Annotated in this window: 26 protein-coding genes; 16 read left to right on the plus strand and 10 right to left on the minus strand. The window is 57.8% G+C overall.

The genetic code is table 11. The annotated features are described in order from the left end of the window. The first annotated feature begins 125 nt into the window (after positions 1-125). The 4 genes from fdhD to glp are packed head-to-tail and all read left to right on the plus strand — an operon-like array spanning position 126 to position 3,423. Positions 126-1,013 carry a formate dehydrogenase accessory sulfurtransferase FdhD gene (fdhD, locus tag JXR15_RS15305; RefSeq protein WP_422054073.1) on the plus strand — a complete coding sequence of 296 codons (888 nt, stop codon included), beginning with the start codon at positions 126-128 and terminating at the stop codon, positions 1,011-1,013. Then, the gene (mobA, locus tag JXR15_RS15310) at positions 1,010-1,630 is read left to right on the plus strand and encodes a molybdenum cofactor guanylyltransferase MobA (protein ID WP_422054074.1); all 621 of its coding nucleotides are present in this window, start codon (positions 1,010-1,012) and stop codon (positions 1,628-1,630) included. The genes fdhD and mobA overlap by 4 nt, the downstream gene beginning before the upstream one ends. A gap of 2 nt (positions 1,631-1,632) precedes the next feature. Further along, a complete protein-coding gene (gene mobB, locus JXR15_RS15315; RefSeq protein ID WP_422054075.1) occupies positions 1,633-2,130 on the plus strand; it encodes a molybdopterin-guanine dinucleotide biosynthesis protein B in 498 nt (165 codons plus the stop codon). 21 nt (positions 2,131-2,151) lie between these two features. After that, positions 2,152-3,423, plus strand: a complete 1,272-nt coding sequence (gene glp, locus JXR15_RS15320; protein WP_422054076.1) for a gephyrin-like molybdotransferase Glp — start codon at positions 2,152-2,154, stop codon at positions 3,421-3,423. Positions 3,424-3,457: 34 nt separating this feature from the next. Here the strand turns inward: glp and JXR15_RS15325 are convergent, their stop codons facing one another. After that, positions 3,458-4,480, minus strand: coding sequence for a hypothetical protein (locus tag JXR15_RS15325; RefSeq protein ID WP_422054077.1), 1,023 nt, complete (start codon positions 4,478-4,480; stop codon positions 3,458-3,460). 26 nt (positions 4,481-4,506) lie between these two features. Further along, the gene (greA, locus tag JXR15_RS15330) at positions 4,507-4,977 is read right to left on the minus strand and encodes a transcription elongation factor GreA (RefSeq protein WP_422054078.1); all 471 of its coding nucleotides are present in this window, start codon (positions 4,975-4,977) and stop codon (positions 4,507-4,509) included. 251 nt (positions 4,978-5,228) lie between these two features. Here greA and JXR15_RS15335 point away from each other — a divergent pair, with 251 nt between their 5' ends. The 3 genes from JXR15_RS15335 to JXR15_RS15345 all read left to right on the plus strand — a co-directional run bounded on the left by JXR15_RS15335 (position 5,229) and on the right by JXR15_RS15345 (position 9,532). Next, positions 5,229-6,878, plus strand: a complete 1,650-nt coding sequence (locus JXR15_RS15335; protein WP_422054079.1) for an electron transfer flavoprotein-ubiquinone oxidoreductase — start codon at positions 5,229-5,231, stop codon at positions 6,876-6,878. A gap of 112 nt (positions 6,879-6,990) precedes the next feature. Continuing rightward, positions 6,991-8,697, plus strand: a complete 1,707-nt coding sequence (locus tag JXR15_RS15340; protein ID WP_422054080.1) for a tetratricopeptide repeat protein — start codon at positions 6,991-6,993, stop codon at positions 8,695-8,697. Further along, positions 8,687-9,532 carry a 4-(cytidine 5'-diphospho)-2-C-methyl-D-erythritol kinase gene (locus JXR15_RS15345; protein ID WP_422054081.1) on the plus strand — a complete coding sequence of 282 codons (846 nt, stop codon included), beginning with the start codon at positions 8,687-8,689 and terminating at the stop codon, positions 9,530-9,532. The genes JXR15_RS15340 and JXR15_RS15345 overlap by 11 nt, the downstream gene beginning before the upstream one ends. Here the strand turns inward: JXR15_RS15345 and JXR15_RS15350 are convergent. Further along, a complete protein-coding gene (locus JXR15_RS15350) occupies positions 9,529-10,530 on the minus strand; it encodes a polyprenyl synthetase family protein (protein ID WP_422054082.1) in 1,002 nt (333 codons plus the stop codon). The two genes, JXR15_RS15345 and JXR15_RS15350, sit on opposite strands and share 4 nt — an antisense overlap. A 59-nt stretch (positions 10,531-10,589) precedes the next feature. Here JXR15_RS15350 and JXR15_RS15355 point away from each other — a divergent pair, with 59 nt between their 5' ends. The 3 genes from JXR15_RS15355 (at position 10,590) to JXR15_RS15365 (ending at position 11,927) form a co-directional block, all read left to right on the plus strand. Further along, positions 10,590-10,811, plus strand: coding sequence for a DUF2007 domain-containing protein (locus JXR15_RS15355; RefSeq protein WP_422054083.1), 222 nt, complete (start codon positions 10,590-10,592; stop codon positions 10,809-10,811). Next, positions 10,808-11,560, plus strand: coding sequence for a tRNA1(Val) (adenine(37)-N6)-methyltransferase (locus tag JXR15_RS15360; protein WP_422054084.1), 753 nt, complete (start codon positions 10,808-10,810; stop codon positions 11,558-11,560). The genes JXR15_RS15355 and JXR15_RS15360 overlap by 4 nt, the downstream gene beginning before the upstream one ends. 202 nt (positions 11,561-11,762) lie before the next feature. Then, positions 11,763-11,927, plus strand: coding sequence for a YdcH family protein (locus tag JXR15_RS15365; protein ID WP_299418704.1), 165 nt, complete (start codon positions 11,763-11,765; stop codon positions 11,925-11,927). Positions 11,928-11,930: 3 nt separating this feature from the next. Here the strand turns inward: JXR15_RS15365 and JXR15_RS15370 are convergent, their stop codons facing one another. Both JXR15_RS15370 and gcvA read right to left on the minus strand, forming a co-directional pair. Beyond that, a complete protein-coding gene (locus JXR15_RS15370) occupies positions 11,931-12,797 on the minus strand; it encodes a DMT family transporter (RefSeq protein WP_422054085.1) in 867 nt (288 codons plus the stop codon). Then, positions 12,794-13,744 carry a transcriptional regulator GcvA gene (gcvA, locus tag JXR15_RS15375; protein ID WP_422054086.1) on the minus strand — a complete coding sequence of 317 codons (951 nt, stop codon included), beginning with the start codon at positions 13,742-13,744 and terminating at the stop codon, positions 12,794-12,796. Before gcvA ends, JXR15_RS15370 begins: the two co-directional genes overlap by 4 nt. 115 nt (positions 13,745-13,859) lie before the next feature. On the opposite strand from gcvA, the gene JXR15_RS15380 reads away from it, so the two are divergent. Then, complete coding sequence (locus JXR15_RS15380) at positions 13,860-14,018, plus strand: hypothetical protein (RefSeq protein ID WP_422054087.1); 159 nt, start codon at positions 13,860-13,862, stop codon at positions 14,016-14,018. A 74-nt stretch (positions 14,019-14,092) separates the two neighbouring features. Here the strand turns inward: JXR15_RS15380 and phbB are convergent, their stop codons facing one another. The 5 genes from phbB to JXR15_RS15405 all read right to left on the minus strand — a co-directional run bounded on the left by phbB (position 14,093) and on the right by JXR15_RS15405 (position 18,686). Beyond that, entirely contained in the window at positions 14,093-14,815 is a 723-nt protein-coding gene (gene phbB / locus JXR15_RS15385; RefSeq protein WP_164644962.1) for an acetoacetyl-CoA reductase, read from the minus strand. A 193-nt stretch (positions 14,816-15,008) separates the two neighbouring features. Further along, positions 15,009-16,187: an acetyl-CoA C-acetyltransferase gene (locus JXR15_RS15390; RefSeq protein ID WP_422054088.1), complete on the minus strand. Its 1,179-nt coding sequence runs from the start codon at positions 16,185-16,187 to the stop codon at positions 15,009-15,011. A gap of 202 nt (positions 16,188-16,389) precedes the next feature. Beyond that, entirely contained in the window at positions 16,390-17,229 is an 840-nt protein-coding gene (locus JXR15_RS15395) for an EAL domain-containing protein (protein ID WP_422054089.1), read from the minus strand. A 193-nt stretch (positions 17,230-17,422) separates the two neighbouring features. Then, a complete protein-coding gene (locus JXR15_RS15400) occupies positions 17,423-18,040 on the minus strand; it encodes a hypothetical protein (RefSeq protein ID WP_422054090.1) in 618 nt (205 codons plus the stop codon). Positions 18,041-18,083: 43 nt separating this feature from the next. Further along, on the minus strand, positions 18,084-18,686 hold the full coding sequence (locus JXR15_RS15405) for a TlpA family protein disulfide reductase (RefSeq protein ID WP_422054091.1): 603 nt from the start codon (positions 18,684-18,686) through the stop codon (positions 18,084-18,086). 22 nt (positions 18,687-18,708) lie between these two features. Between JXR15_RS15405 and argH the strand changes: the two genes are divergently transcribed. From argH to JXR15_RS15430, 5 genes are all read left to right on the plus strand, one after another. Continuing rightward, complete coding sequence (argH, locus tag JXR15_RS15410; protein ID WP_422054092.1) at positions 18,709-20,103, plus strand: argininosuccinate lyase; 1,395 nt, start codon at positions 18,709-18,711, stop codon at positions 20,101-20,103. 139 nt (positions 20,104-20,242) lie between these two features. Next, positions 20,243-20,440 (plus strand): hypothetical protein, encoded by a 198-nt coding sequence (locus tag JXR15_RS15415; RefSeq protein WP_422054093.1) that lies wholly within the window; start codon positions 20,243-20,245, stop codon positions 20,438-20,440. Between the two features lie 105 nt (positions 20,441-20,545). Beyond that, positions 20,546-20,863: a DUF2834 domain-containing protein gene (locus JXR15_RS15420; RefSeq protein ID WP_422054094.1), complete on the plus strand. Its 318-nt coding sequence runs from the start codon at positions 20,546-20,548 to the stop codon at positions 20,861-20,863. Between the two features lie 84 nt (positions 20,864-20,947). After that, positions 20,948-22,228: a diaminopimelate decarboxylase gene (gene lysA, locus JXR15_RS15425; protein WP_422054095.1), complete on the plus strand. Its 1,281-nt coding sequence runs from the start codon at positions 20,948-20,950 to the stop codon at positions 22,226-22,228. Between the two features lie 21 nt (positions 22,229-22,249). Next, positions 22,250-24,823: a TIGR02302 family protein gene (locus JXR15_RS15430; protein ID WP_422054096.1), complete on the plus strand. Its 2,574-nt coding sequence runs from the start codon at positions 22,250-22,252 to the stop codon at positions 24,821-24,823.

The following is a 24,823-nucleotide window of genomic DNA, read 5'->3' on the forward strand; positions in this document are numbered from 1 at the left end:
TGTCGAGGTAGCGAGTTGGTGCAGGCTGCGCAAGCGTTGCGAACGTAAAGTCGCAGCAAAGTTATTGATGGTGGCAATGCAAAAAAATCATCACTAGGTTGCCTGCAAACCGACGGAGAACACCCATGGCAGATACGCCGGACCTGGCTCAATATGTGATTGCCCCTGATCCCAAGGCGCCGCGCCTGACACGTGCCGTCACTGGCACCGATCACCTTGGCCAAAAAACGGAAATTTCCGTTGTAGAAGAGAGGCCTCTGACAATTTACCTCAACAGTCAGGAAATTGTAACGGCCATGACCATTGGCGATTATCCCGAGTATCTGGCGGTTGGATTCTTGCGCAATCAGGGCATGTTGCGCGACGCCGATGTTGTCGCGCGGGTGGATTATGACGAAGAACTTGAAGTGGTTGTTGTGCGCACTGAAACCGAGACCAATCACGAAGAAAAACTGAAGAAAAAGACACGCACGTCCGGGTGCGCTGTGGGCACTGTTTTTGGTGATATGATGGAAGGGCTTGAGGGGGTAGAGCTGCCGCAGACGCAGGTCAAAACCAGCGACCTCTATGCGCTTGCCAACACCATCAATCGGACGCCGTCGTTGTATCTCGAAGCCGGGGCCATCCACGGCACGGTGCTGTGCCAAGGCGCGCGCCCTTTGGTCTATATGGAAGACGTTGGTCGACATAATGCGGTGGACAAAATCTCCGGCTGGATGTTTCAGAATGGAGAAACAGCAGCGGACAAAATTATGTACACCACTGGGCGATTGACCTCTGAAATGGTGATCAAATGCGCGTTGATGGGCATTCCGGTTTTGGCCTCTCGGTCGGGGTTCACTGCATGGGGGGTGGAGATCGCGCGGCAGGTTGGTTTGACCGTGATTGGCCGCATGCGTGGCCAGCGGTTTGTCTGTCTGAGTGGTGAGGAGCGCCTGCTGCGCGACGTCGATCCCTCGAGTGTGCCGGATGAGGCCAAGAAACATAACCGCAAAGGGGGATTTCGCAAATGAAGCAACCTCTTGGTTTAATTCTGGCTGGCGGGCAAGCGACCCGTATGGGGGGCGGTGACAAGGGACGCTTGTCTCTTGGTGGCAAGACTATCTTGCAGCACGTCATTGATCGGCTGGAGCCGCAGGTGGCGGGCATGGCAATCAACGCTAACGGCGATCCAACGCGGTTTGACGACCTCGATATGCCGGTGCTTCCGGATTCCTTGGCCGAGTTTCCCGGGCCGTTGGCTGGTGTCTTGGCGGGGCTGGACTGGGCGGCGGAGCAAGGTGCGGAAGCCATTGTGACCGCAGCTGCGGACACGCCATTTTTTCCATGTGATTTGGTGCCGCAATTGTTGCTGGCTTCTGAGGGGCGTTTGCATCCACTGGCCTTGGCCGCCTCCGGCGAACCGGAAGGAAAGGTATGGCGGCAACCCACCTTTGGTCTTTGGCCAGTTGCGTTACGGGATGATTTGCGGGCGGCGTTGGAAAATGGCTTGCGAAAAGTTGTGATCTGGACCGACAAACATGATGCAGGTCAAGCAGCCTTTGTGCAAAGCGGGATAGACCCCTTCTTTAATGTGAATACACCGGAAGACCTCGAAGAGGCGCGCCGGATTGCTGGAGAGATAAAATAACAATGCAAATCTATGGCGTTGTCGGGTGGAAGAACTCGGGCAAAACAGGACTGATGGAACGCTTGGTGACGGAAATCACCGACCGCGGTTTTAGTGTGTCTACCGTTAAGCACGCCCACCACAGTTTCGACGTGGATCATCCCGGCAAGGACAGCCATCGCCATCGTGTGGCGGGCGCACGCGAAGTTCTATTGGCAAGCAAAAGCCGCTGGGCTTTGATGCATGAGTTGCGTGATGAGGACGAACCCACGCTGGAGGAGTTGCTCACCAAATTGTCAGATGTCGACCTCGTGCTGGTTGAAGGGTATAAGCGAGACGCGCACCGAAAGGTGGAAGCACATCGTCAAGAGACCGGCAATGCATTGATTTCGCCAGAGGATCCCACCATTCGCGCAATTGCCAGTGATGTTCCCCTGGACAATGAGAAGCCGATTTTTGACCTGAACAACACAAAAGAAATAGCGGACTTTATTTTGTCCGACCTGGGTTTGTCTACGTAACTCAGTCCGTTGGAGGCCTGCATGTCGAAACGAAACGAGCTGGTGCCACCGCCGCTAAAAAATGACTGCTTTTCCCTGCCTGCCGACACGCATTGGACGCCGGTATCCGAAGCGCTTGCGCTTTTGAAAGAGCGGCTCCAGGTCTGTGTTGGAACGGAAACCGTGCCGCTTTATCAGGCGTTGGGGCGGGTCTTGGCAGAGGATGTTTTGGCGCTTCGGTCCAATCCGCCACAGCCAAATTCCGCCGTAGATGGCTACGGTCTGTGTCATGCTGAAATCAAAGAGGGGCCACAAACGGTGCCTTTGGTGGACGGTCGCTCTGCAGCTGGCGAACCATTTGAAGGAGCATTGCCCGAAGGGCATGCGGTGCGGATCCTGACCGGTGCCACGGTGCCCGAAGGTGTCGACACGGTGATCCTGCAAGAAGATGTAACGACTGATGGGCAGGCCATTGCCTTTCACGGCCCTCTAAAACGGGGAAGCAACACACGGAAGGCTGGCGAAGACGTCGCCAAAGGCGGGGCAATTCTTGCGCAAGGCCGACGTATCACACCAGCCGATTTGGCTCTGGCGGCAGCCACAGGTGTGTCAGAGCTCCCCGTTTTCAAGCGCTTACGCGTGGCGGTGGTCTCGACCGGCGACGAGCTGGCTGAGCCGGGAAGTACAGCTCGTCCGGATCAAATTTTTGACGCCAATCGCCCGATGTTGCTGGCTATGATTGCACAGTTTGGCTTTGAGCCAATCGACATGGGGCGCGCGCCTGACGATCGGGAGGGGTTGAAAGGCTTCTTAGACAAGGCCGCCAACAACTCGGATATGATCCTGACCTCTGGTGGCGCGTCTGCCGGTGATGAAGACCACATGTCTGCTTTGCTTAACGAGACCGGGTCCATGACGCTGTGGCGGTTGGCTATCAAGCCGGGACGCCCGCTGGCTTTGGGGATGTGGCATGGCACTCCGGTGTTTGGGTTGCCTGGGAATCCTGTGGCTGCCAAAGTCTGTACACTCATTTTCGCCAAGCCGGCCATGGATGTGATGGGCGGCGCGGGTTGGCATGACCCCGTAGGATTGAGGGTGCCAGCAGCATTTGCTAAGTCCAAGAAAGCGGGTCGGCGAGAGTATTTGCGTGCCCGTTTGCGGGATGGGCGTGCGGAGGTTTTTGCGTCTGAGGGCTCTGGGCGGATCAGTGGGTTGAGCTGGGCGGAAGGGCTGGTCGAGCTGCCGGACGAGGCCATGCAGATACAGGGGGGCACGGAGGTGCTCTACTATCCGTATTCTGCTTTTGGGCTGTAAAGAAAAGGCGCTCCGTAGAGCGCCTTTTTGTGTTTTAGTCGAAAATCCCGGCGACGCGCCCTAGTAACATAAACGCGCGTGCGGTGCGGGTTTCGGAGAGCGCCGCAATGTCGGCGTCGGTCGCTGTTTCCTCAAACTCTACAAAGCACTTGTCAAAGCGGCGTAAGAAGTGGTGCGCGGCATCGCGGAAGATTGGGTCTTGTTTCATGCGACCCGCGGCCAGGGCCAAAGAGCTGCGATCCCGAACGCCCCCGAGCGCGGCAATTGGCTTGCCGCGTTCACCCGCTGCAAACCGGCGCCAAATTTCCGGGCGTGCCAAGTCAGGGCGTAGGTCATCCATGTAGATACCGTCTTGGCTCAACAGGGTTAGCACGTCCTGACTTGCTTGAATGAGCTGTGCTGATTGTCGATCCCGCAATGCCTTGCGCAGAGCCGCAAAGCCTTCCGCGTCGTCCGCGTTTTCCGGGAAGTTCAGGGCTTGAATGAAGTCTGTTCGGGGCAGCGGAGGAGATAGCTCCTCCGCTGGCGTGCCCAAAGCCAACGTGCCTTGGTCCGCCAGATCATCTACCGGAACGTCGATTTCTGTGGGTTTGCGGATACTGTCGTCCCGCTCGCGGCTGGAAGAGAACGTAGCCAGTGCGGTTTCTGTCTTGCGCGTCGCTGCCGCGATCTCATCGAGTTTTTTTGCAACTGACGGCTCAACACCTTGCTGTGCCTGAACGCCTTGCGCCTGATTGACGTAAGTGCGGCGCATGGCATCTATCGCGGCTTGAAGGCGGGCACTTTCCTCACGCATCACACGAGATGACCGTGCGGCTGTGGCTGCGACCCAAATCATTGCGACGGGCATAAAGACCGCCAAAAGGGTCATCAGGAATTGAAGCCCGCTGGCGCCGTCAACAGGGTTATGTTCCAGCACAAGGAAGAACACGACAGATCCGACAAGCCAAACAAAGCTCAGGCCCACCGCAATGAGCTCAATTGAGGTGACTTTAGGGCCGCTTGGTTTGTCATAAATTCCCAGCGGGGTTGACTGAGAGTCTGTGTCGTCTTTCATGCGGGGCCGCATCTTAACTATCTGGTTCACTGAAAAGAAATACTTAGAACTTCGTAACTTTTTTCGCCACCGGGCGTGCGTACTTCAACGCTGTCGCCTTCTTCTTTGCCAATCAGGGCGCGGGCGATAGGGGACTTGATGTTGAGCAGGCCTTTTTCAATGTTGGCTTCGTGTTCGCCAACAATCTGCCAGGTTTTTTCTTCGTCGGTGTCTTCGTCCACCAAAGTCACTGTTGCGCCAAATTTGATCGCGCCAGACAGCGTTGCTGGATCAATCACTTCTGCCAGGCCAATCACCGCTTCAAGCTCTTTGACGCGGCCTTCGATGAAGCCCTGCTTTTCACGCGCGGAATGGTATTCCGCGTTTTCTTTCAGGTCGCCAAGCTCGCGCGCAGAGGCAATCGCCTCGATGATCGCGGGGCGTTCCACCGTTTTTAACTGTTTCAATTCCGCTTCAAGCGCCGTGTGGCCGGCGCGGGTCATTGGTATTTTTTCCATGGGTGCGGTCTCGTTGGTCATTGGCCGCCGAAAGAGATGGGCGGCAGTCTGTATTACGTACTAGCTCGGCAGAGTGCCCTGAGACCGCTTTCAAATGCAAGAGTGGAAGCCAATGCAAGAGGAATTATGCTGCACTGCTGCAAAATTACTCAAATGGGTCGAAATGTCGTGGGGTTCCGATTGACGGATTGATTGTAGTCAGGCTAGCAGATGCGAAAGAAAATTACCCAGCGATCCGGGAAGGGAAGCCAATGTCGGAAATCGAACGCGAAGCCATGGAGTATGACGTTGTCATCGTTGGTGCAGGTCCAGCAGGCCTGTCAGCAGCGATCCGTCTGAAGCAATTGGACGCGGACCTTGATGTTGTGGTCTTGGAAAAGGGGTCCGAAGTCGGCGCGCATATTCTTTCGGGTGCTGTTTTGGATCCTTGCGGTTTGGATGCGCTGATTCCTGACTGGAAGGCCAAAGGCGCGCCGCTGAACACGCCGGTGAAAGAAGACAACTTTTACATGTTGGGCGAAGCAGGCGAAATCCGCGTGCCGAACTTCCCGATGCCACCGTTGATGAACAACCACGGCAACTACATTGTGTCGATGGGCAATGTCTGCCGTTGGATGGCGGAGCAAGCGGAAGAGCTTGGTGTCGAAATCTTCCCGGGCATGGCCTGTTCCGAGCTGGTCTATGGCGACAATGGCGAAGTCAAAGGTGTTGTTGCAGGCGTCTTTGGCCTGGAAGAAGACGGATCTTATGGCCCCAACACTGAGCCTGGCATGGAGCTGCACGGCAAATATGTTTTCCTGTCTGAAGGCGTACGTGGATCCCTCGCCAAAGAGGTGATTGCGAAATACAACCTTCAGGACGGCAAAGAACCACAAAAGTTTGGCGTTGGCATGAAAGAGATCTGGGAGATCGACCCGGTCAAACACAACCTCGGCGAAGTGACCCATACAATGGGCTGGCCGCTGGGCAGCAACGCAGGCGGCGGTTCCTTTATCTATCACCTGGAAAACAATCAGGTGTATGTCGGCTTTGTTGTGCACCTGAACTATAAAAACCCGCACCTTTTCCCTTACATGGAATTTCAGCGCTTCAAGCATCACCCGAAGATTGCGGAGCTATTGGAAGGCGGCAAGCGCGTTGCATACGGCGCGCGGGCAATTTCCGAAGGTGGTTATCAATCCATGCCGAAGATGGTCGCGCCTGGTGTGGCATTGCTTGGCTGCTCAGTGGGTATGGTCAACGTGCCGCGCATCAAAGGTAACCACAATGCCATGCTTTCGGGTAAAGCGGCGGCAGAAGCGGCGTTTGATGCGATCAAGGCTGAACGTTCTGGCGACGAACTGAGCGCTTACGAAACCGAAGTGCGCAGCGGTGCCATTGGCAAAGACCTGAAGAAGGTCCGCAATGTGAAGCCCATCTGGTCCAAGTGGGGGCTGACCGCGTCCTTGATGCTCGGTGGTTTGGATATGTGGACCAACACCCTTGGTTTCTCTCTGTTTGGTACCGTCAAACACGGCAAAAACGATGCCGAAGCGACCGAAGAGGCAAGTAAGCACAAGCCGATCGATTACCCGAAGCCTGACGGAAAGTTGTCGTTTGACCGTTTGACCAATGTCAGCTTCTCGATGACCAATCACGAAGAAAGCCAGCCGTGCCATTTGCGTTTGGCAGACGCAGCCATTCCGGTCACGGTTAACCTGACAAAGTTTGCTGAACCTGCGCAGCGCTACTGTCCTGCTGGCGTGTACGAAATTGTTGAAGAAGAAGGCAAAGACCCACGCTTTGTTGTGAACTTCCAGAACTGCGTGCATTGCAAAACCTGTGACATCAAAGATCCGAGCCAAAATATCACATGGGTGACGCCGCAAGGTGGTGACGGGCCAAACTACCCGAACATGTGATCGTAACACGCGGATTTTTTACCAAAACATGGGGCGGCCAATAGGTCGCCCCATTGCGTGTTGGGAGCCCCCCGACTACCTTTAAGGCGAGAATAGAGCATGGGAGTCTCACGTGGCCGGACAGTTTTTAAAATCAGTGGCGATTTCCGCGCTTTTGGCGACGATGGCATTGCCTGTGCAAGCCGATGGCGGGGCAGGGGCGTATCTGGCTGCGCGCCAAGCCAGCTACGGATCTGATTATGCCGCCGCTGCCCGGTACTATAGTGACGCGCTGACCAAGGACCCGAGCAACCCTGTGCTTCAGGAGAACGCAGTTTTGGCCTTTCTTTCGCTTGGTCAAATTGATCGCGCCATGCCAATCGCCCGCAAAATGGATGCGGATGGCCACCAAAGCCAACTTGCAGAAATGGCGATTACCGCGGGGCTGGTTGAAGACAAAAACTACGGTGAGTTGGTTGAGCGCCTGGAGGGGGCTGGTGTTGGTCCGCTGGTCGATGGTCTCATGAAAGCCTGGGCGCATATTGGCCGGGGCGCCATGTCTGAGGCTCTGGCTGCATTTGATGAGGTGTCCAAAGAACAAGGTCTTGGCGGTTTTGCAGCGTACCATAAGGCTTTGGCCTTGGCTTCTGTTGGTGATTTTGAAAGTGCGCACGCGATCTTTCTGGAAGGCGCGATGAATGGGATGCAGTCGACGCGGCGCGGCGTGGTGAGTGAAGTTGAAATTCTATCACAGCTAGAGCGGAACGAAGACGCGGTTAAGCGGTTGGATGAAGCCTTTGGCGCCGATCTTGATCCTGAACTGCGGATGCTGCGGGATGACCTAGTTGCCGGAAAAGTACTGCCTTTTACTCATGTTGGCTCGGCGGCTGACGGAATCGCTGAAGTGTATTTCTCGATTGCAAATGCGCTGAGAAACGAGGCTAACGCGGACTACACATTGCTTTATGCACGCTTGTCGGAGTTTTTGCGTCCCGATCACACCGAGGCGCTGCTGTTGACGGCGGAGCTTCTTGAAACACTGGGGCGCTATGAGCTGGCATCGCAGACCTACCAGAAAGTGCCCGCTGATGATCCGTCATTTCATGCGGCGGAGCTTGGTCGCGCGGAAGCATTGCGTGAAGCCGGTAAAATTGAGGCGGCTATGGAGGTTCTTGAATCCTTGACGCGCAGCCAGCCGGACCTGCCGTATGTGCACACTGCACTTGGTGATTTGCGCCGTCAGGAAAAGGATTTTGATGGCGCGATCGCTGCTTACGATACAGCGATTGGCCTATATGACACGCTTGAAGTGCGGCAGTGGTTCTTATTCTACGCACGGGCTATTAGTCATGAACGTCTCGGAAACTGGAAGGCAGCAGAGGCAGACTTCCGTAAGGCTCTGGAGTTGAACCCAGAGCAACCTCAGGTGTTAAATTACCTCGGATATTCTTTGGTCGAGAAGCAGATCAAACTGGACGAAGCTCTGGAAATGATTGAGCGCGCTGTCGCGGCCCGTCCGGATAGCGGGTACATTGTGGACAGCCTCGCCTGGGTGTTGTTCCGCTTGGGCCGATACGAAGAAGCGGTGGGGCACATGGAACGTGCCAGTGAACTTATGCCGGTCGATCCGGTGGTGACCGATCACTTGGGCGATGTGTACTGGGCGGTTGGCCGTGAGCTTGAGGCGCAATTTCAGTGGCGTCGAGCTTTGAGTTTTGTAGATGAAGAAACCGCAGAGGAAGCCAAGCCAGATCGCATTCGTCGCAAGCTGGAAGTAGGGCTGGACATGGTGCTTGAAGAGGAAGGCGCCGCGCCTTTGACGGCAACGGATGGCAATTGAGGCTTTTGCGCCCGCCAAAATCAACCTGACGCTACATGTGACTGGACAGCGGGATGACGGCTACCACCGTTTGGACTCGCTGGTAATGTTGACGGATGTTGGGGATCGGTTGACGGTTGAGAAGGCTAACAAAACCAGCTTGAACGTCGTTGGTCCTATGGCGGCGGGAGTTCCGACGGACCGCAGCAATTTGGTGATCCGTGCAGCGGAGATGTTGGGCGTTTCGGCAAAGATCACGCTGCACAAGTCGTTGCCAGCAATGGCGGGGATTGGTGGCGGATCATCGGATGGGGCGGCCACGGTACGCGCATTGTGCGCTTTGTATGATCTTGCAGTTCCAAGTGCTGAAATGCTGTCTTCGCTTGGGGCAGATGTGCCTGTATGCATGGAGCCTGAATTGGTGCGGATGCGGGGCATTGGTGACGAGATCGACCACCTGGACACACCACCAGACTGGTCAATGATCCTTGCGAATCCGCGGGTTTCAGTGTCTACGCCGCAGGTGTTTGCAGCGATGGGTGAGAGGGGCAACCCATTGATGTCAGAGCAATTTCCGAATTGGACTGCCTTCGAAAGCACGGTTGCGTGGCTGTCTGCTCAACGTAATGACATGCAGGAAGCGGCAGTTGAGCTTCAACCGGTGATTGGCCTGGTGTTGGCCGAGCTCACTCAAACCGAGGGCTGCGCAATGGCGCGGATGTCCGGGTCGGGGGCGACGTGTTTTGCAATTTACAAAACCGCATCCGAGCGGGACGCGGCTTTGGAGGTTTTGCGCCGCCAACATCCAGATTGGTGGTGTGTACCCACGCGGCGGGTTGGGGCACGGTTCGCTTAGTTTAGGCGGGCGACAACGTAATCGGCGATGTCTGACAGCAAGCCCCGGATTTCGTGGTCCGGAAGTTTTTTTACAGCGCCTTTGGCTTTTTCTGCCCACTGCATTGCGTCGTCGCGGGTGCGAGTCAAAGTGTTGTATTTGTCCATCAAAGAAAGCGCATGATCTAGGTCGCCGTCTTCTTGGCGGCCTTTTTCAATTGTGCGTTCCCAGAAGCTGCGTTCTTCGTCAGTCGCTTGTGCAACGGCCTTAATCACCGGCAGCGTTAACTTTCTTTCGCGGAAATCGTCACCCACGTTTTTGCCGGTCTGGGCTGAGTCGCCCTGATAATCCAGCAGGTCGTCCGCGATCTGGAAGGCGATGCCAAGGGCGTCACCGTAGTCAAACAGGGCCTGCACATCCTCCGCAGACGCGCCAGCGATCACACCGCCGACTTCGGTGGCCGCAGAAAACAGAGCGGCGGTCTTTCCTCGTACCACCTGCAGGTAAATATCCTCATTGGTGGAGAGGTCTGTGGCAGCGGTGAGTTGCAACACTTCGCCCTCTGCGATGGTCGCGGAGGCGTTGGACAGGATGCGCAACACGTCGATGTTGTTGGTTTCGGTCATCAGCTGGAAGCTACGCGAAAACAGGTAATCCCCCACCAGCACTGAGCTTTTGTTGTCCCACAGCAGGTTGGCGGTGGGGCGGCCACGGCGTTGTTCACTTTCGTCCACCACGTCATCATGCAGCAGAGTGGCCGTGTGAATAAATTCAACGGTTGCCGCGAGGTGCACGTGGTAGGGGCCGTCATAGCCACACAATTTGGCGGCTGCCAAAGTCAACATCGGGCGCAGGCGTTTGCCACCGGCGCCAACCAGATGCGCGGTCACTTCGGGAATGCGTGGGGCATGTTTGGAGGCCATGCGCTCTTCGATCAGGGTGTTGACCGCATCCATGTCGTCGCGCAGCAGGACTGCGAGGGCTTCGTGCGGCTTGCTTGCGGCGTGATCGAGACTCATTTTGGACTTCCTGTCGTGAGGGGTCGACATTGGCCGCTCCCTAACCTTAAATCGTTATTATGAAAGAGCTTTTGCGTAGCACAGATCCGACCACCATCGCCTTTGCCACAGCCCTGCTTCAGGGGGAGGGTATAGACTGCTTTGAAATGGACGTAAACATGAGCGTCCTCGAGGGCAGCATTGGCATATTGCCGCGCCGGTTGATGGTGCGGACACAAGATTTGCAGCAAGCTGAACGGGTTATGCTCGACAATGAGATCGCTTTGGGACGGGCACTGTGAGTGCTGAGCTAACCCAAAACGATTTTTTGAACGGTCGCGTGACCTTATGGCAACCCAAGGACGGCTATCGCGCCGGGGTTGATCCGGTTTTGCTGGCCGCGACGATTCCTGCAAAGCCGGGGGATCGGGTTTTGGAGCTTGGCAGCGGCGTTGGTGCCGCATTCCTTTGCCTGACTGCACGTGTGTCAAACCTATCTGTTCATGCCGTCGAACTGCAGCCGGACTATGCTGCGCTGGCGCATCGCAATGCAAAGGAGAACGGGGCAGAGGCAACGATCTGGGAGGCCGATTTGGCCATGTTACCCATGGAGTTGCGCCAGATGCAGTTTGAGCATGTGTTTGCCAACCCACCTTATTTTGATCGGACTGCGAGCACAGCAGCGCATGATGCGGGCCGAGATGTCGCGATGGGGGAAGACACGCCACTTGGCACATGGGTTGAAGTGGCCGCCAAGCGCCTTGCCCCTAAAGGCACTGCAACCTTTGTGCATCGTGCGGAGCGTTTGCCGGACTTGTTGAGTGCAATGCACGGCGTATTGGGCTCCATACAAGTGATGCCCTTGCAAGCGCGAGTAGGGCGGGACGCCAATTTGGTGCTTGTTCACGGTGTGAAAAACGGGCGGGCTGCGTTTCGTCTTCATGCGCCGGTGCGCATGCACGAAGGGGACAGCCATACGCATGATGGCGACAGTTATACGGATCAAATTCGCGGGGTTTTGCGCGATGGTGCGGCGCTGCCTTTTCCTTAAAGTGTTACCGCAACGCTCGGGTCATTAAAGCTGACCGATTCGACTAAAAACCACGTCGGTATCGCGTCGGTATTACGACTGTTTTACGACAGCGTCGGCGGAAATTTTCCAGTGTTAAGAATATGTCACAAGTCGCACGTGACAGGGGGCAAAAACTGTGCTGCACTGTTGGGACTACATATTGTTTGCATAGGAGAACATGATGAGCGTAAGCGCACACCTCGAAGAGCTGAAACGCAAACACGAAGCCCTCTCTGACCAAGTCGAACAAGAACAACGCGCCCCTGGCAGCAGTGATCTTGATGTCGCAGAACTCAAGAAGCAGAAACTCCGCCTCAAGGAAGAAATCACGCGATTATCCGCGTAAGCGCTAGCCAGATTTCAAGCTGGCGCGTGCGGCAAGAACCGCGCCGCCAGTGATCAGCAAAGCCGCCGCGCCCAGATGTATCGTGGGCTCGGCAAACCCAACCCCCACCAGAGCCAAGGTCGATAACAGTGGTGCCGCATATGAGGCAGTGCCCAAGAGTTGGATGTCGCCACGCTTGACCCCCACATCCCAGACATAGAATGCCAGGCCAACCGGGCCGAGGCCGAGGGCGAAGACGGACAACCAAGTGAGAGTGTCGGCGGGCCAGATGGTGTCCTCAAGTGCGAGGTGCAACAGCGTGGAGAGCACGGCTGTGGCCAGGCAGAAGACCACCACGGAGACTGTGGGGATGTCGCCGAGGCGGCGGGAGAGCAGCGAGTAGCTGGACCAAGTGAAGGCGCAGGCGAGGGCAAGGCCATAACCGGGCAGATGGGCCGGATTGAAGCCAAGGCCGCCGCCACCAATGATCAGGGCCGCCCCCAAGAACCCGAGACAGGCGCCAAACAGGTGGCCGGCGCGCAGGTTTTCACCAGGCAGGAGGCCGGACATCAATACAATCAAAAGGGGCCAAAGGTATGCGATCAGCCCGGCTTCGGCTGCGGGCGCGAGGCGCAGGGCGGAGAAATAGAGCGCGTGATAGCCAAACAGGCTGAGGCTGCCAAAGAGGTAGACCTTGAAGGGGATGCTGCGCAGGGCGCGCCATTCGCCGGTGACAAGCGCCCAAATGACTCCCAGCGTGCCGCCGATGGTGAAACACAGCGCATTGAGCAGCAGCGGTGGTGTTGGGGCGCTGCCAACCGTGAAGAGGGCGAGTAGAGCCCAGAGCAGCACAGCGATGAAGCCAACTGCGGTCGCTTTGGTGCGGGTCATGCGGGGGGAATCTCCTCGATCGGCGTGATGATCAAGTTCTCGGTCACTTCAGCGGTTTTGTCTATCTCTGCCATCATCCAGTCGCGCAGGGCCGCGATGTGCGGACGGTCCTGGGTGCCCTCGCGACAGAGGAAGCGAAAGCGGGCCTGTAGCCAGATGGCGTGTTTGTAAGGTGCTACAAGGCGGCCTTCGTGGATGTCTTTCACCACCAAAGCGCGGCGGCCAAGAGCGATGCCCGCGCCAGCCAAAGCGGCGTCGATGCTGTGGTCCGCGCCGGTGAAGCGGGGGCCGTGGCTGGTGTCGATGTCGAGGTTCTTCAAGCGGCACCAGGCGGCCCAGTCAGCCCGTGGGCGCAGGAAGTCGATGGATTCGTCGTGGATCAGCGTGGCGCCTTTTAGGCTTTCCGGGGTGGGGAAACGCTCCGCCATTTCCGGTGTCATCACAGGGCTAACCCATTCCCGGGCCATTGGGGAACTCCAGAGACCTGGAGATTCCTTGTCGATGCCAAAGCGGATGGCGACGTCGACCTCGTCGCGATTGAAGTCAAGGTTGCGCAGGGTGGCGGAGAACCGTAGGTCGATCTCCGGGTGTGCGCGGGCAAATTCGTAAAACCGGGGGGCAAACCATTTGGCGGTGAAGGCTGGGCCTGCGGTGACCATCAGTGTGGCGTCATCCAACTGCCGCTGGGCGGCGCGCCAAGACGCGGACAGGGTTTGGAAGCCTTCCTGTATGCCGGGGGCAAGGGTCTCGCCGATCTCGGTCAGCGCCACGGCGCGGTTGAGGCGGTGGAACAGTTGCGCGCCGAGGTGCTCTTCAAGCGATTTGATCTGATAACTGAGCGCGGCAGGTGTGACGTGCAGCTCGTCTGCCGCTTTGGCGAAGGACATATGGCGTTGCGCGGCATCAAAGGCGCGCAAGGCGGTGAGAGGCGGGAGGCGATCAGACATTTCAGTTAAATACAGCTTAAGTGAGGTGAGGGAAAGTCTCGTTTGTTGAGAAGCCGTGTTGGCGTCATATTGGTCTCAGTTAAGTTTTCCATCGTCAAACAGAAGAGAGGCTATCATGATCGAGACTGCACCCAACGCCCGCACTCAGCAAGCCTACCAGGACGCGCATGCCGCCCGCAGCGCTGCCTTTGTTGGGTTTTTCAAAGCTCTGTTTGGTGGCAAATCCGTTCCGCTGAACCATGGGGTTCTTACGGAACCGTCCCGCTGCGCCTGAGGCAGGCACTTACGGGGCAAAAGAGAAGGGCCGGTCAGATGGCCGGCCCTTTTGGTTTGTAAGGCGTGTGTGGATCACACGAAGAACTGGCCACCATTGGCGGAGATGGTGGAGCCGTTGATGAAGCCTGCGTCGTCAGAAGCAAGGAAGGTCACACAGCGCGCGATCTCTTCTGGCTCACCCAGACGGCCGGTTGGGATCTGGCCAATGATCGAGTCGCGAACTTTCTCCGGCACAGCCATGACCATCTCAGTGGCGATGTAGCCGGGGCAGATGGCGTTGGCGGTGATACCGGCACGGGCGCCTTCCTGGGCCAGGGATTTCACGATGCCAAGGTCGCCGGCTTTGGTCGCGGCGTAGTTGACCTGCGCAAACTGACCTTTTTGACCGTTGATCGAAGAGATCACGATGATACGGCCGAATTTGCGCTCGCGCATACCGGTCCAGACAGGGTGCACGGTGTTGAACACGCCGGTCAGGTTGGTGTCGACCACTTCGTGCCATTGCTCCGGGGTCATTTTGTGGAATGGCGCGTCGCGGGTGATGCCTGCGTTGGCGACAATCACGTCGATCGGGCCGAGATCAGCTTCGACCTGTGCCAGACCTGCTTTGGACGCCTCATAGTCGGCCACATTCCATTTGTAGGTCTTGATGCCGGTGGCCTCGGTAAAGGCGGCGGCCTTCTCGTCGTTGCCAGCATATGTGGCCGCAACGTCGTAGCCTTCGGCCTTCAGTGCTTTTGAGATGGCTTCACCGATACCGCGGCTGCCGCCGGTGACGAGTGCTACTCTTGCCATGATATTCCTCCAAGTGAGTAAATGCGTTGGTAACTCTGTTACGTTTTTAAATCATGATACGCAACATAATTACGTGATGAATTGCCGCACTGCAGATATTTTTTGCTGCTTGTGCGAAAAATGACCTCCCGGTACCAAAAAAAGGGCGCCCGATGGACGCCCCTTTTCTTTTCAAATGCAAAGGGGCGCAGGCTTATGGACGCTCAAGGCACATGGCCACACCCATGCCGCCGCCGATGCAGAGGGTTGCGAGACCTTTTTTGGCGTCGCGACGCTTCATTTCAAACAGCAGCGTGTTCAGGATACGTGCACCAGATGCGCCAATTGGGTGACCAATGGCGATGGCGCCGCCGTTTACGTTCACAATCTCAGGGTTCCAGCCCATGTCTTTGTTCACGGCACAGGCCTGTGCGGCAAAGGCTTCGTTGGCTTCAACCAGATCCAGTTCCTCTGCGGACCAGCCAGCCTTGTCCAGCGCCTTGCGGGAGGCGTAGATCGGGCCAACACCCATGATGGATGGGTCCAGACCAGCGGTGGCATATGATGCGATGCGGGCCAGAGGCTCGATGCCACGCTTTTCAGCTTCCTCTGCGGTCATCAGCAGAGCACCTGCGGCGCCATCATTGAGGCCGGATGCGTTGGCTGCGGTTACGGTGCCGCCGTCGCGAACAAAGGCCGGACGCAGTTTCTGCATGGCTTCCATGGTGGCGCCGTGGCGGATGTACTCGTCGGCATCCACAACGATGTCGCCTTTGCGGGTCTTCACGGTGAACGGCACAATTTCATCAGCGAATTTGCCAGCTTTTTGAGCGGCTTCAGCTTTGTTTTGCGAGGCCACGGCAAAGGTGTCCTGGTCTTCGCGGCTGATCTGCCATTTCTCTGCGACGTTTTCGGCGGTCTGGCCCATGTGGTAGCCGTTAAACGCATCCCAAAGACCGTCACGGATCATCGAATCGATGTATTTCACGTCGCCCATTTTGGTGCCCGCACGCAGGTGTGCCACGTGTGGGGACAGGGACATGTTTTCCTGACCACCGGCGGCCACAATGGAGGCGTCACCCAGTTGAATGTGTTGCGCGGCCAGAGCCACGGCGCGTAGACCGGAGCCACACACCTGATTGATGCCCCAAGCGGCGCTTTCGATTGGCAGGCCAGCGTTGACGTGTGCCTGGCGGGCCGGGTTTTGACCTTGGCCACCGGTCAGAACCTGACCGAGAATGGTTTCAGAGACGTCCGCCTTGTCGATGCCGGCACGCTCTACCAGTGCTTGCAGCACAGTGGCGCCGAGATCATGTGCGGGGGTGTTGGCGAACGAGCCGCTGAAGCTACCCACGGCGGTCCGTGCCGCGGAAGCAATCACTACGTTGGTCATATGCAAATCCTCTACAAAATGCTGAACAAAGCATGTGCGGGACCGCCCCCCTCAGGCAACCCGCAGAACTCCGTTTCCGTAGCGTCAATAGCGTATTTGCCGCACTGCGGCAACGGTCAGGCTGTCACAGGTCTAAAGTCGCACGCAAGAAAGCGCCCATGGTAGGCCGGCGCTTCTTTGTAGATTGGATCTGAAACTGGATTTAGGCCGCGTCGCTTTTGCGCTGTTTCCAGGGCGGCGAGATCGTCGGCGCGCCAAAGGCGAAGCCTTGCAGGCAGTCAAACCCAAGATCCGCCATCATCTGCGCATCGGCCGGGCTTTCAATGCGGCTGGCGACAGAGTGCATGTCAAACCGTTCACAGATTGCCGCGACCGCGGAGGCAATCACCTGATTGCTGCCATCTTGGGAAATATTGCGGCTGAAGCTGCCGTGCAGTTTGATAATGTCAAAATCAAAATCACGGAACACGGTCAGCGTGGTCAGGCCGGCACCGTAGTCATCCAGCGCAAAAGACATGCCTTTGACCTGCAATTCTTCCATGAAACCTTGGACAATTTCAGGCACTTGCACGACGGATTTTTCGGAAATTTCAAAGATCAACCGTTCAGGAACGGTGGCGGCACGGGTCAGGCCCCGCTGCAGGCAGTCCATCCACGGCGCATAGCCAATTGAGCGGGCTGACATGTTGATCGACAGGCGCAGACCTGGCTGTTCGGCCAGGGCTTGTAAGCCAAGTTCGAGCGCCAGCACGTCAAGTTGGCGGCCCAGTTCGGTGTCTTCGACGGCCCCCATAAAATCCTTGGCTGGAATAATGCGGCCGGTTTCGTCCAGAACCCGCACCAGACCTTCGTAGAAGGCGGGGCGTTTGGTGTTGGAGGCCTGAACAACCGGTTGGTAGGCGAGCATCACCTGTTTGTGCGCAATTGCCTCGCGGACCATGTCCAGCGTGGAGGAATCCCGTGTGTCCAGGGCGTAAGCCAGCGGGCTGCGATGCTCTTGCTTCGCGCCAGCCTTGCGTTTCTTTTTCTTTGGGCGATCCATAGCAAGCTTCCCATCATCCCATTTAGCAGCGTGCCCATTTAAGAACACAGACATGAACCATGTCTTAAAATGGCGGTTTGACGGGGCGCTGAACAGGGGTGTTTTAGCCCTGTTTTTAACTAACTTAAGGCGAATAGAGGGTGGTGAACCAACACTGCGCCATAGGGCTTAAGAAGCGGTTTCCACGGCAAAGTCAGTGGGAGATGTGCACAATGTGACAGGTTTGACGTGCCGGACTCGACAACAGTGGCAGGAGGTCCTGTGGGGCGTCTCGCAGCAGTTTCACCGAGGCTTTGGCGCAACGATGGAGCGCTTGTTCACGGGCCACAACTGGCGACGCTTCGGCCCAAGAATAGCCAATCGCCCCGTTGTCCGCGACGGCAAAGGCACCGGAGCGTTTCTTGTTTTGCAGCTTTTTGTATTCGCGAAACTCTTTGTTGGCCGCGTGGGACAGGGTCACGCCAAAGGCGGTGCGATCAAAGTCCTTGGGCACGCTGCGCGCGTATAGGACACAGTAGTCAGGATTGCGTGACTGCTGGTGGCACAGGGTTTGCGCGTAGGCTTCGGCGAGCCAGAGAGAGTTGGCGTTGGCGTGCACGCCAGCGTGGCGTTCCGGGCGGTTGATGTAGATCGCGCCGAAGTAGTCGGATTTGCGCTTGAACTGGCGGAAGGCGGCGCGAGCGTCGCCGCGCAGCTCAAACCGTTTTACCATCTCGATCTTGGTGTGCCTGCCGTGCTGCTGGATGTCTTGCGCGGCAAGGTGGGCGGGGGCGCCCAACAGGAGAAAGAAAGCCAAGGCGTGGCGGATCATGTGCGTCTCTTCTTATGTGCCAGTCGTCAGGGCTTTGGGTGGATCAGGAGTCCCCCATGGCGATTACGGCGGTGAGGATAGCACGGGCGTTTTCGCTAGACCAGTCCGCATCCCCTTGTAAACGTGCAATTTCCTTGCCGTCGCGGTCCATAATGATGGTGGCGGGCAGACCAAAGACGGCCATTTCCCGTGCTACGAATTGCTTGGGGTCGCGGTGCAAGGGGAGGTTGTCGACGCCAATTTCGTCAAAGAACTTCTGCATCGCCGGGACCATGTTGCGGCCGGTGGCCAGGGTCACCACCTCAAAGTCTGCGCCACTCAGCTCGGATTGCAATTCCGACAGCATCGGCATTTCGTGGCGGCAAGGCGCACACCAGGTGGCCCAGAAGTTGAGGAGCACCACTTTACCTTTGTAGTCGCCCAGGGTGGCTTCGCCGCCGTCTTCCGTGATGAAGCTGTTTTGCGAGACCTCTTTGGGGGCGGAGTGGAAGTTCAATTTGCGCATGTCGCCGTCGCGCATATCGACCACGGCGGAAAAGTCGCGGGTTTCAGCCTCAGCTGAGGGTTTCAGGGCAACAAAGGACAGGGCGGCAATTGCGATTGCTGCCAAGCCTGTATACACCAGCGCGGACCCATTTACTTTCATCTTCCCTCCAAAAGGGCTTCTCATGACCAAAGATACCTCAAACCAGATGTGGGGTGGCCGTTTTGCCGCCGGACCGGATGCCATTATGGAAGCGATCAACGCGTCTATTGGCTACGATCAACGTATGGCGGCGCAGGACATTGCTGGCTCTCGGGCCCATGCGGCGATGCTCGCCAAGACAGGCATCCTGACAGATAGCGATGCCGAAGCCATTCGGGAAGGGCTTCTCACAGTCTTGTCAGAGATTGAAAGCGGCAATTTTGAATTTTCCACCGCGTTGGAAGACATTCACATGAATGTGGAAGCGCGACTGAAAGAGATCATTGGCGAGCCTGCGGGCCGTTTGCACACGGGGCGGAGCCGGAATGATCAGGTGGCGACGGACTTTAAATTGTGGGTACGGGACCAGATTGATGCGGCAATTGCCGGGATCGAAGCGTTGATCCGTGCCTTTGTGTCGCAGGCGGAAGCGGGTGCGGATTGGGTGATGCCGGGCTTTACGCATTTGCAGACCGCGCAGCCAGTGACCTGGGGCCACCATATGATGGCCTATGTTGAGATGTTTGGCCGCGACCTGAGCCGTTTCAAAGACGCGCGGGAGCGGATGAATGAGTCGCCATTGGGCGCGGCGGCATTGGCAGGCACGTCTTTCCCGATTGACCGTGAGATGACCGCCAAGGCGCTGGGATTTGACCGTCCGGCGGCAAACTCTCTGGACGCGGTGGCGGACCGTGACTTTGCGCTGGAATTCCTGTCGGCCTCCAGCATCTGCGCCATGCACTTGAGCCGCTTTGCCGAAGAGCTGGTGATCTGGTCCTCCGCGCAGTTCCGCTTTGTCACATTGTCTGACCGCTTCTCCACCGGCAGCTCAATCATGCCGCAGAAGAAGAACCCGGATGCGGCAGAACTAATCCGAGCGAAGATCGGCCGGATTTTTGGTGCGAACACCGCGCTTTTGATGGTGATGAAAGGCCTGCCGCTGACGTATTCCAAAGACATGCAGGAAGACAAAGAGCAGGTCTTTGATGCGGCGGACAACTTGATGCTGGCGCTGGCAGCGATGGAAGGCATGGTCAAAGACATGAATGCCAACCAGGACAGCCTGGAAGCGGCGGCGGGCAGCGGCTTCTCCACCGCAACGGATCTGGCCGACTGGCTGGTACGGGCGCTGAACATGCCGTTCCGCGATGCGCACCACGTGACCGGTTCGCTGGTGGCGATGGCGGAAAGCAAAGATTGTGACCTGCCGGGTCTGACGTTGGAAGACATGCAGTCCGTGCATGCTGCGATTACCGAAGATGTGTTTGGCGTGTTGGGCGTGCACAACTCGGTGTCCTCGCGCATGTCCTACGGTGGCACCGCGCCAACCCGCGTGCGTGAGCAGATTGCCGCTTGGAAAACCAAGCTGGATGGCTAAGCCCTCGGGGAGATGACGCCAAAAGGCGGTGTTTCCCCTTTTCAATCCGTGCGGTTTTTCCGTATGGTAGGGGCGTCGACGGCGGTTGCACTGGGGGTGCAACAGGTCCTGTTGGCGCTGCTGCCATGGGAGACCCCACATGTTTCGCGTTGTTTTTGCCTGTTTGAGTTTGGCTGTTGTGTCCGCCTGTGGTGTGGACGGAGAGCCCTGGACGCCGCGAGCTAACGCCAATATCGGAATCGGCTCAGACGGGGTGCACACATCCGGCAGCGTGGGTGTGACCAATGGCACGGTGAGCATTTCTGTTGGTGGTGGATGCCGTTGGTACGGCTGCTAAGCGCTTAGCCCCTTGAAAGCACATCCCTAATCAGGACATTCTGATCCGGAGCAAAGGCGGCGCCGTATCTGAGGTGCCGCTTACTTTTTTGGGATTGGGGAACACATGTCACCTTTGCGCTGGGTATTTCTGGGATTGGTCATTTGGGGCGCGATTCATCCGATGATGTATTTTGGTCCGTGGATCGCTGAAAACGGCTTGGACCTTCAGGCGATGGTGGCGCTGTGGAAAGCGAACAATGCGGTGACTGGACTGTACTGGGACCTGGTGATCTCTGCCATCACGCTAAACGTTTGGATTTTGGTAGAGGTGTGGGTGCGGCGCAATTGGATTGCGCTTTTGGCGATTCCGGCGACCTGGATGATTGGTGTGAGCTGTGGCTTGCCGCTTTATCTGTTCCTGCGGGCCAAACCGGTGAAGTAAGTCGGCTTAGGAGCATTGATCGGCGCTGCGCCGCGGCGTATGAGGGAGACCGAACGACGCTAGCGGCACGCAGGAGACGGCACTATGGATCATTTTCTTTATCGCGACGGGGAGTTGTTTGCCGAAGATGTGCCGGTGAAGGAAATCGCCGCGCAGGTTGGCACGCCGTTCTACTGCTACTCCACCGCGACCTTTGAACGTCACTTCCGTCTGTTTGATGAGGCGCTGGAAGGCACGGATCATCTGGTGTGTTACGCCATGAAGGCGGCCTCCAATCAGGCGATCCTGAAAACCCTTGCGGCGTTGGGCGCGGGCATGGATGTGGTGTCGGGCGGCGAGTATGCGCGCGCCAAGGCCGCTGGCGTGCCGGGTGACAAGATTGTGTTCTCCGGCGTGGGCAAAACCGAAGACGAGATCGAACTCGCGCTGACCGGCGGCATCCGTCAGTTCAACGTGGAGAGCGAGCCGGAGATGGCGGCCATCAGCGCCGTGGCCAGTCGATTGGGTGTTGAGGCGCCAATCACCATTCGGGTGAACCCGGATGTGGATGCCAAAACCCACGCCAAAATTGCGACGGGGAAGTCTGAGAACAAATTTGGCATCCCGATTAGCCGCGCCAAAGAGGTGTACGCGCTGGCAGCGTCTTTGCCGGGCCTGAAGGTGATTGGCATTGATGTGCACATCGGCAGCCAGTTGACCCAGTTGGAGCCGTTTGAGGCCGCTTACAAAAAGGTGGCCGAGCTGACCGAGCAGTTGCGGGCCGAAGGGCATGACATCAAGCGGTTGGATCTGGGCGGTGGCCTGGGCATTCCGTATGAGCGCTCCAACTCTGCACCGCCACTGCCGGTAGAATATGGTGCGATGGTGAAGCGAGTACTGGGTCATCTAAACTGTGAGATCGAAATTGAGCCGGGCCGTTTGATTGCGGGCAACGCGGGCATCATGGTGTGCAAGGTGATCTACGTGAAATCCGGTGAGGACCGCGAGTTCCTGATTGTGGACGGGGCGATGAACGACCTGATCCGCCCGGCGATGTATGAAGCGCACCATGATATTGTGCCGGTCGTTGAGGCCGAACCGGGGCAAGAGCCTGCGCAATATGACATCGTGGGGCCGGTTTGTGAATCTGGCGACACCTTTGCCAAGGGGCGCAACATGGCGCAGCTTGCCGATGGAGATTTGATCGCGTTTCGCAGTGCGGGGGCTTATGGCGCAGTGATGGCCAGCGAGTACAACACGCGGCCGCTGATCCCCGAGGTTCTGGTGAAGGACGATCAATTTGCGGTTATCCGCCGACGTCCAACCTATGAAGAGATGATAAACCGCGATAGCATCCCAGAGTGGCTGGATCAGACCAGCGACTAAGAGCCAACCGATAGGAGCGCCGTGACCCGTCAAACCCCTTCAGATGCAGCCCTGTTGCACCTTCGGTGGGTCATTGGCCTGACCCGGTTGGGTCTGTTTGCAGAATCATTCACACGTGCATTTTGGCCGGTGTGGACCATTGCCTTTGTGGTGTTGGCTGCGCTGATGGTGGGCGTGCAGGATCATCTGCCGCTGGAAATGATCTGGATTTGCGGCTTTTTGGCTGCGGCCGGGATGCTCGTGTTTCTGGTGCGCGGGGCGCGGCAGTTGGTGCTGCCGTCCCGAGACATGGCGATTGCGCGGTTGGATGCGACTTTGCCCGGACGACCGATTGCAGCGCTTCAGGATGTGCCAGCGGTGGGCAAAGATGATGCGGCGTCTCAGGCGCTTTGGGCGGCACATCAGAAACGCATGGCAGCGCGCACCCAAGGCGCAAAGGCGGTGCAGCCGGATTTGCGGATTTCGCGGCTAGATCCCTTTGGGTTACGTTACACGGCGATCCTGTTGTTGATGATTGCCTTTGTGGGCGGATCGTTTTCCAATCTGTCGTCGGTGCGAGAGCTGGGACCTGGTGGCGGGGCTGCTTTGGCGAGCGGGCCAACTTGGGAAGGTTGGATTGAGCCGCCAAGTTACACCGGCAAACCTGCGCTTTATTTGAACGATCAGCCTGCGGGCAAACTTGTGTTGCCGGAAGGCAGCCGGGTTTTGCTGCGTCTTTATGGCGAGGTTGGTGCGCTGACCGTGGCGGAGACCGTGTCTGGTCGGGTTGGTGCCATTGAGAGCGCGGCGGAGCCGGAGCAGAGCTTTGATGTGCGCCAGACCGGTGATCTGGAGATCGCAGGACCTGGCGGGGCTGCGTGGAACATTGTGATGCAAGACGACCGCGCGCCGAAAGTGATTTTGAGCGGGCAGGTGGAGGCCTCTGGGCGCGGTGAGATGACCTTGCCGTTTCATGCGTCAGATGATTATGGCGTTGTCGGCGGCACGGCGGTTGTGGAGCTGGATCTGGACGGTGTGTCCCGGCAGTACGGCTTGCGGGTCGATCCTGAACCGCGCGAGGTGGTGGTGGTAGAGCTGCCCTTGCCAATCTCTGGCGATCGGGCGTCTTTTGAGGAGACCTTGATTGAGGACTTTTCCGAGCATCCTTGGGCGCATTTGCCGGTCAAGGTCACCCTGACCGTGGAGGATGACGCAGGGCTGGAAGGTCAAACTGGTGCGCTGCAGTTTGATCTGCCTGCGCGGCGGTTTTTTGACCCGCTGGCGGCAGCGGTGATCGAGATGCGGCGGGACCTGTTGTGGTCGCGGGAGAATGGCAAACGCGTGGCGCAGTTGATGCGGGCGGTGTCGCACCGGCCAGAAGATGGTGTGTTCCGGCGGGAGACGGATTACCTGCGTTTTCGGACCATTCTGCGGCGGTTGGAAGTGAACGTGACGCACGGGTTGTCCGAAGAGAAGCGTGACGAGCTGGCTGAGGCGCTGTGGCAATTGGCGCTGAATTTGGAAGACGGCGATCTGGGCAGCGCGGCGGAGCGGTTGCGGCAAGCGCAGGAGCGGTTGTCCGAAGCGATGAAAAACGGCGCGAGCGATGCCGAGATTGCGCGGTTGATGCAGGAGTTGCGTGAAGCCACCGAGGATTACATGAGAGAGCTCGCGCGCCGCCAGCAGCAAGACGGAGAGCCGGGTGAAGATCAGCAAAATGCTGAGAACTCCATGCAGATGTCGCAGGATGATCTCCAGCGCATGATGGACCGCATCCAGGAGTTGATGGAAGAAGGCCGTATGGCGGAAGCGCAGCAAGCGCTGGAAGAGTTGCAACGGCTGATGGAGAACATGCGCGTCACCCAAGGGCAGGGGCAGCAAAACCAAGGTGAGCAGGCCATGGAAGGTCTGGCGGATACGCTGCGGAACCAGCAAGGGCTGTCGGACGAAGCTTTCCGTGAGTTGCAAGAACAGTTCAACCCCGATGCACAAAGTGGTCAGTCACAAGAAAACCAAGGCTATAGCGGTGGCGAAGGGCGCGGGCAGGCGCATGACGGCACCGGTGGGCAAGGCGACGGTGACGGCGAGGGTGGCGGGGAGACCGGTCAATCCAGTGGGGATCAGCAGAGCCCGCAAGGGTCACTCGAAGATCGCCAGCAGGCTTTGCGTCAGGAATTGAACCGTCAGATGCAGAACTTGCCCGGGCAGGGCACCCCAGAAGGTGATGCGGCCCGGGAAGCTTTGGGCAATGCCGAAGGCGCTATGGAAGGCGCAGAGGAAGCCTTGCGCGAAGATGACCTGGCCACAGCGATTGATCGGCAGGCAGAAGCCATGGATGCGCTGCGCGAAGGGTTGCGCAACCTTGGCGAAGCCATGGCGCAGCAACAACAGCAGGGGCAGCAGGGCACCGCAGAAGCACAAGGCCAAGCCCAAGACCCACTTGGCCGCAGCCAAGGTAATCGCGGGGCGGCGGGCACCGATGAGGGGCTGTTGCAGGGGGAAGACGTGTACCGGCAGGCGCGGCGCTTGTTGGACGAAATCCGCCGTCGGGCAGGGGATGCGGATCGCTCCGAGTCAGAGCGCAACTATTTGGAACGCTTGCTGGAGCGGTTCTAA

Source organism: Shimia sp., from assembly GCF_049116215.1.
Taxonomy (GTDB): domain Bacteria; phylum Pseudomonadota; class Alphaproteobacteria; order Rhodobacterales; family Rhodobacteraceae; genus Shimia.

What these genes read in the sequence shown, in the direction of transcription:
- fdhD (WP_422054073.1), top strand. Translation starts at nt 126, where the DNA reads ATGGCAGATACGCCGGACCTGGCTCAATATGTGATTGCCCCTGATCCC.
- mobA (WP_422054074.1), top strand. Translation starts at nt 1,010, where the DNA reads ATGAAGCAACCTCTTGGTTTAATTCTGGCTGGCGGGCAAGCGACCCGT.
- mobB (WP_422054075.1), top strand. Translation starts at nt 1,633, where the DNA reads ATGCAAATCTATGGCGTTGTCGGGTGGAAGAACTCGGGCAAAACAGGA.
- glp (WP_422054076.1), top strand. Translation starts at nt 2,152, where the DNA reads ATGTCGAAACGAAACGAGCTGGTGCCACCGCCGCTAAAAAATGACTGC.
- JXR15_RS15325 (WP_422054077.1), bottom strand. Translation starts at nt 4,480, where the DNA reads ATGAAAGACGACACAGACTCTCAGTCAACCCCGCTGGGAATTTATGAC.
- greA (WP_422054078.1), bottom strand. Translation starts at nt 4,977, where the DNA reads ATGGAAAAAATACCAATGACCCGCGCCGGCCACACGGCGCTTGAAGCG.
- JXR15_RS15335 (WP_422054079.1), top strand. Translation starts at nt 5,229, where the DNA reads ATGTCGGAAATCGAACGCGAAGCCATGGAGTATGACGTTGTCATCGTT.
- JXR15_RS15345 (WP_422054081.1), top strand. Translation starts at nt 8,687, where the DNA reads ATGGCAATTGAGGCTTTTGCGCCCGCCAAAATCAACCTGACGCTACAT.
- JXR15_RS15350 (WP_422054082.1), bottom strand. Translation starts at nt 10,530, where the DNA reads ATGAGTCTCGATCACGCCGCAAGCAAGCCGCACGAAGCCCTCGCAGTC.
- JXR15_RS15355 (WP_422054083.1), top strand. Translation starts at nt 10,590, where the DNA reads ATGAAAGAGCTTTTGCGTAGCACAGATCCGACCACCATCGCCTTTGCC.
- JXR15_RS15365 (WP_299418704.1), top strand. Translation starts at nt 11,763, where the DNA reads ATGAGCGTAAGCGCACACCTCGAAGAGCTGAAACGCAAACACGAAGCC.
- JXR15_RS15370 (WP_422054085.1), bottom strand. Translation starts at nt 12,797, where the DNA reads ATGACCCGCACCAAAGCGACCGCAGTTGGCTTCATCGCTGTGCTGCTC.
- gcvA (WP_422054086.1), bottom strand. Translation starts at nt 13,744, where the DNA reads ATGTCTGATCGCCTCCCGCCTCTCACCGCCTTGCGCGCCTTTGATGCC.
- JXR15_RS15380 (WP_422054087.1), top strand. Translation starts at nt 13,860, where the DNA reads ATGATCGAGACTGCACCCAACGCCCGCACTCAGCAAGCCTACCAGGAC.
- phbB (WP_164644962.1), bottom strand. Translation starts at nt 14,815, where the DNA reads ATGGCAAGAGTAGCACTCGTCACCGGCGGCAGCCGCGGTATCGGTGAA.
- JXR15_RS15390 (WP_422054088.1), bottom strand. Translation starts at nt 16,187, where the DNA reads ATGACCAACGTAGTGATTGCTTCCGCGGCACGGACCGCCGTGGGTAGC.
- JXR15_RS15395 (WP_422054089.1), bottom strand. Translation starts at nt 17,229, where the DNA reads ATGGATCGCCCAAAGAAAAAGAAACGCAAGGCTGGCGCGAAGCAAGAG.
- JXR15_RS15400 (WP_422054090.1), bottom strand. Translation starts at nt 18,040, where the DNA reads ATGATCCGCCACGCCTTGGCTTTCTTTCTCCTGTTGGGCGCCCCCGCC.
- JXR15_RS15405 (WP_422054091.1), bottom strand. Translation starts at nt 18,686, where the DNA reads ATGAAAGTAAATGGGTCCGCGCTGGTGTATACAGGCTTGGCAGCAATC.
- argH (WP_422054092.1), top strand. Translation starts at nt 18,709, where the DNA reads ATGACCAAAGATACCTCAAACCAGATGTGGGGTGGCCGTTTTGCCGCC.
- JXR15_RS15415 (WP_422054093.1), top strand. Translation starts at nt 20,243, where the DNA reads ATGTTTCGCGTTGTTTTTGCCTGTTTGAGTTTGGCTGTTGTGTCCGCC.
- JXR15_RS15420 (WP_422054094.1), top strand. Translation starts at nt 20,546, where the DNA reads ATGTCACCTTTGCGCTGGGTATTTCTGGGATTGGTCATTTGGGGCGCG.
- lysA (WP_422054095.1), top strand. Translation starts at nt 20,948, where the DNA reads ATGGATCATTTTCTTTATCGCGACGGGGAGTTGTTTGCCGAAGATGTG.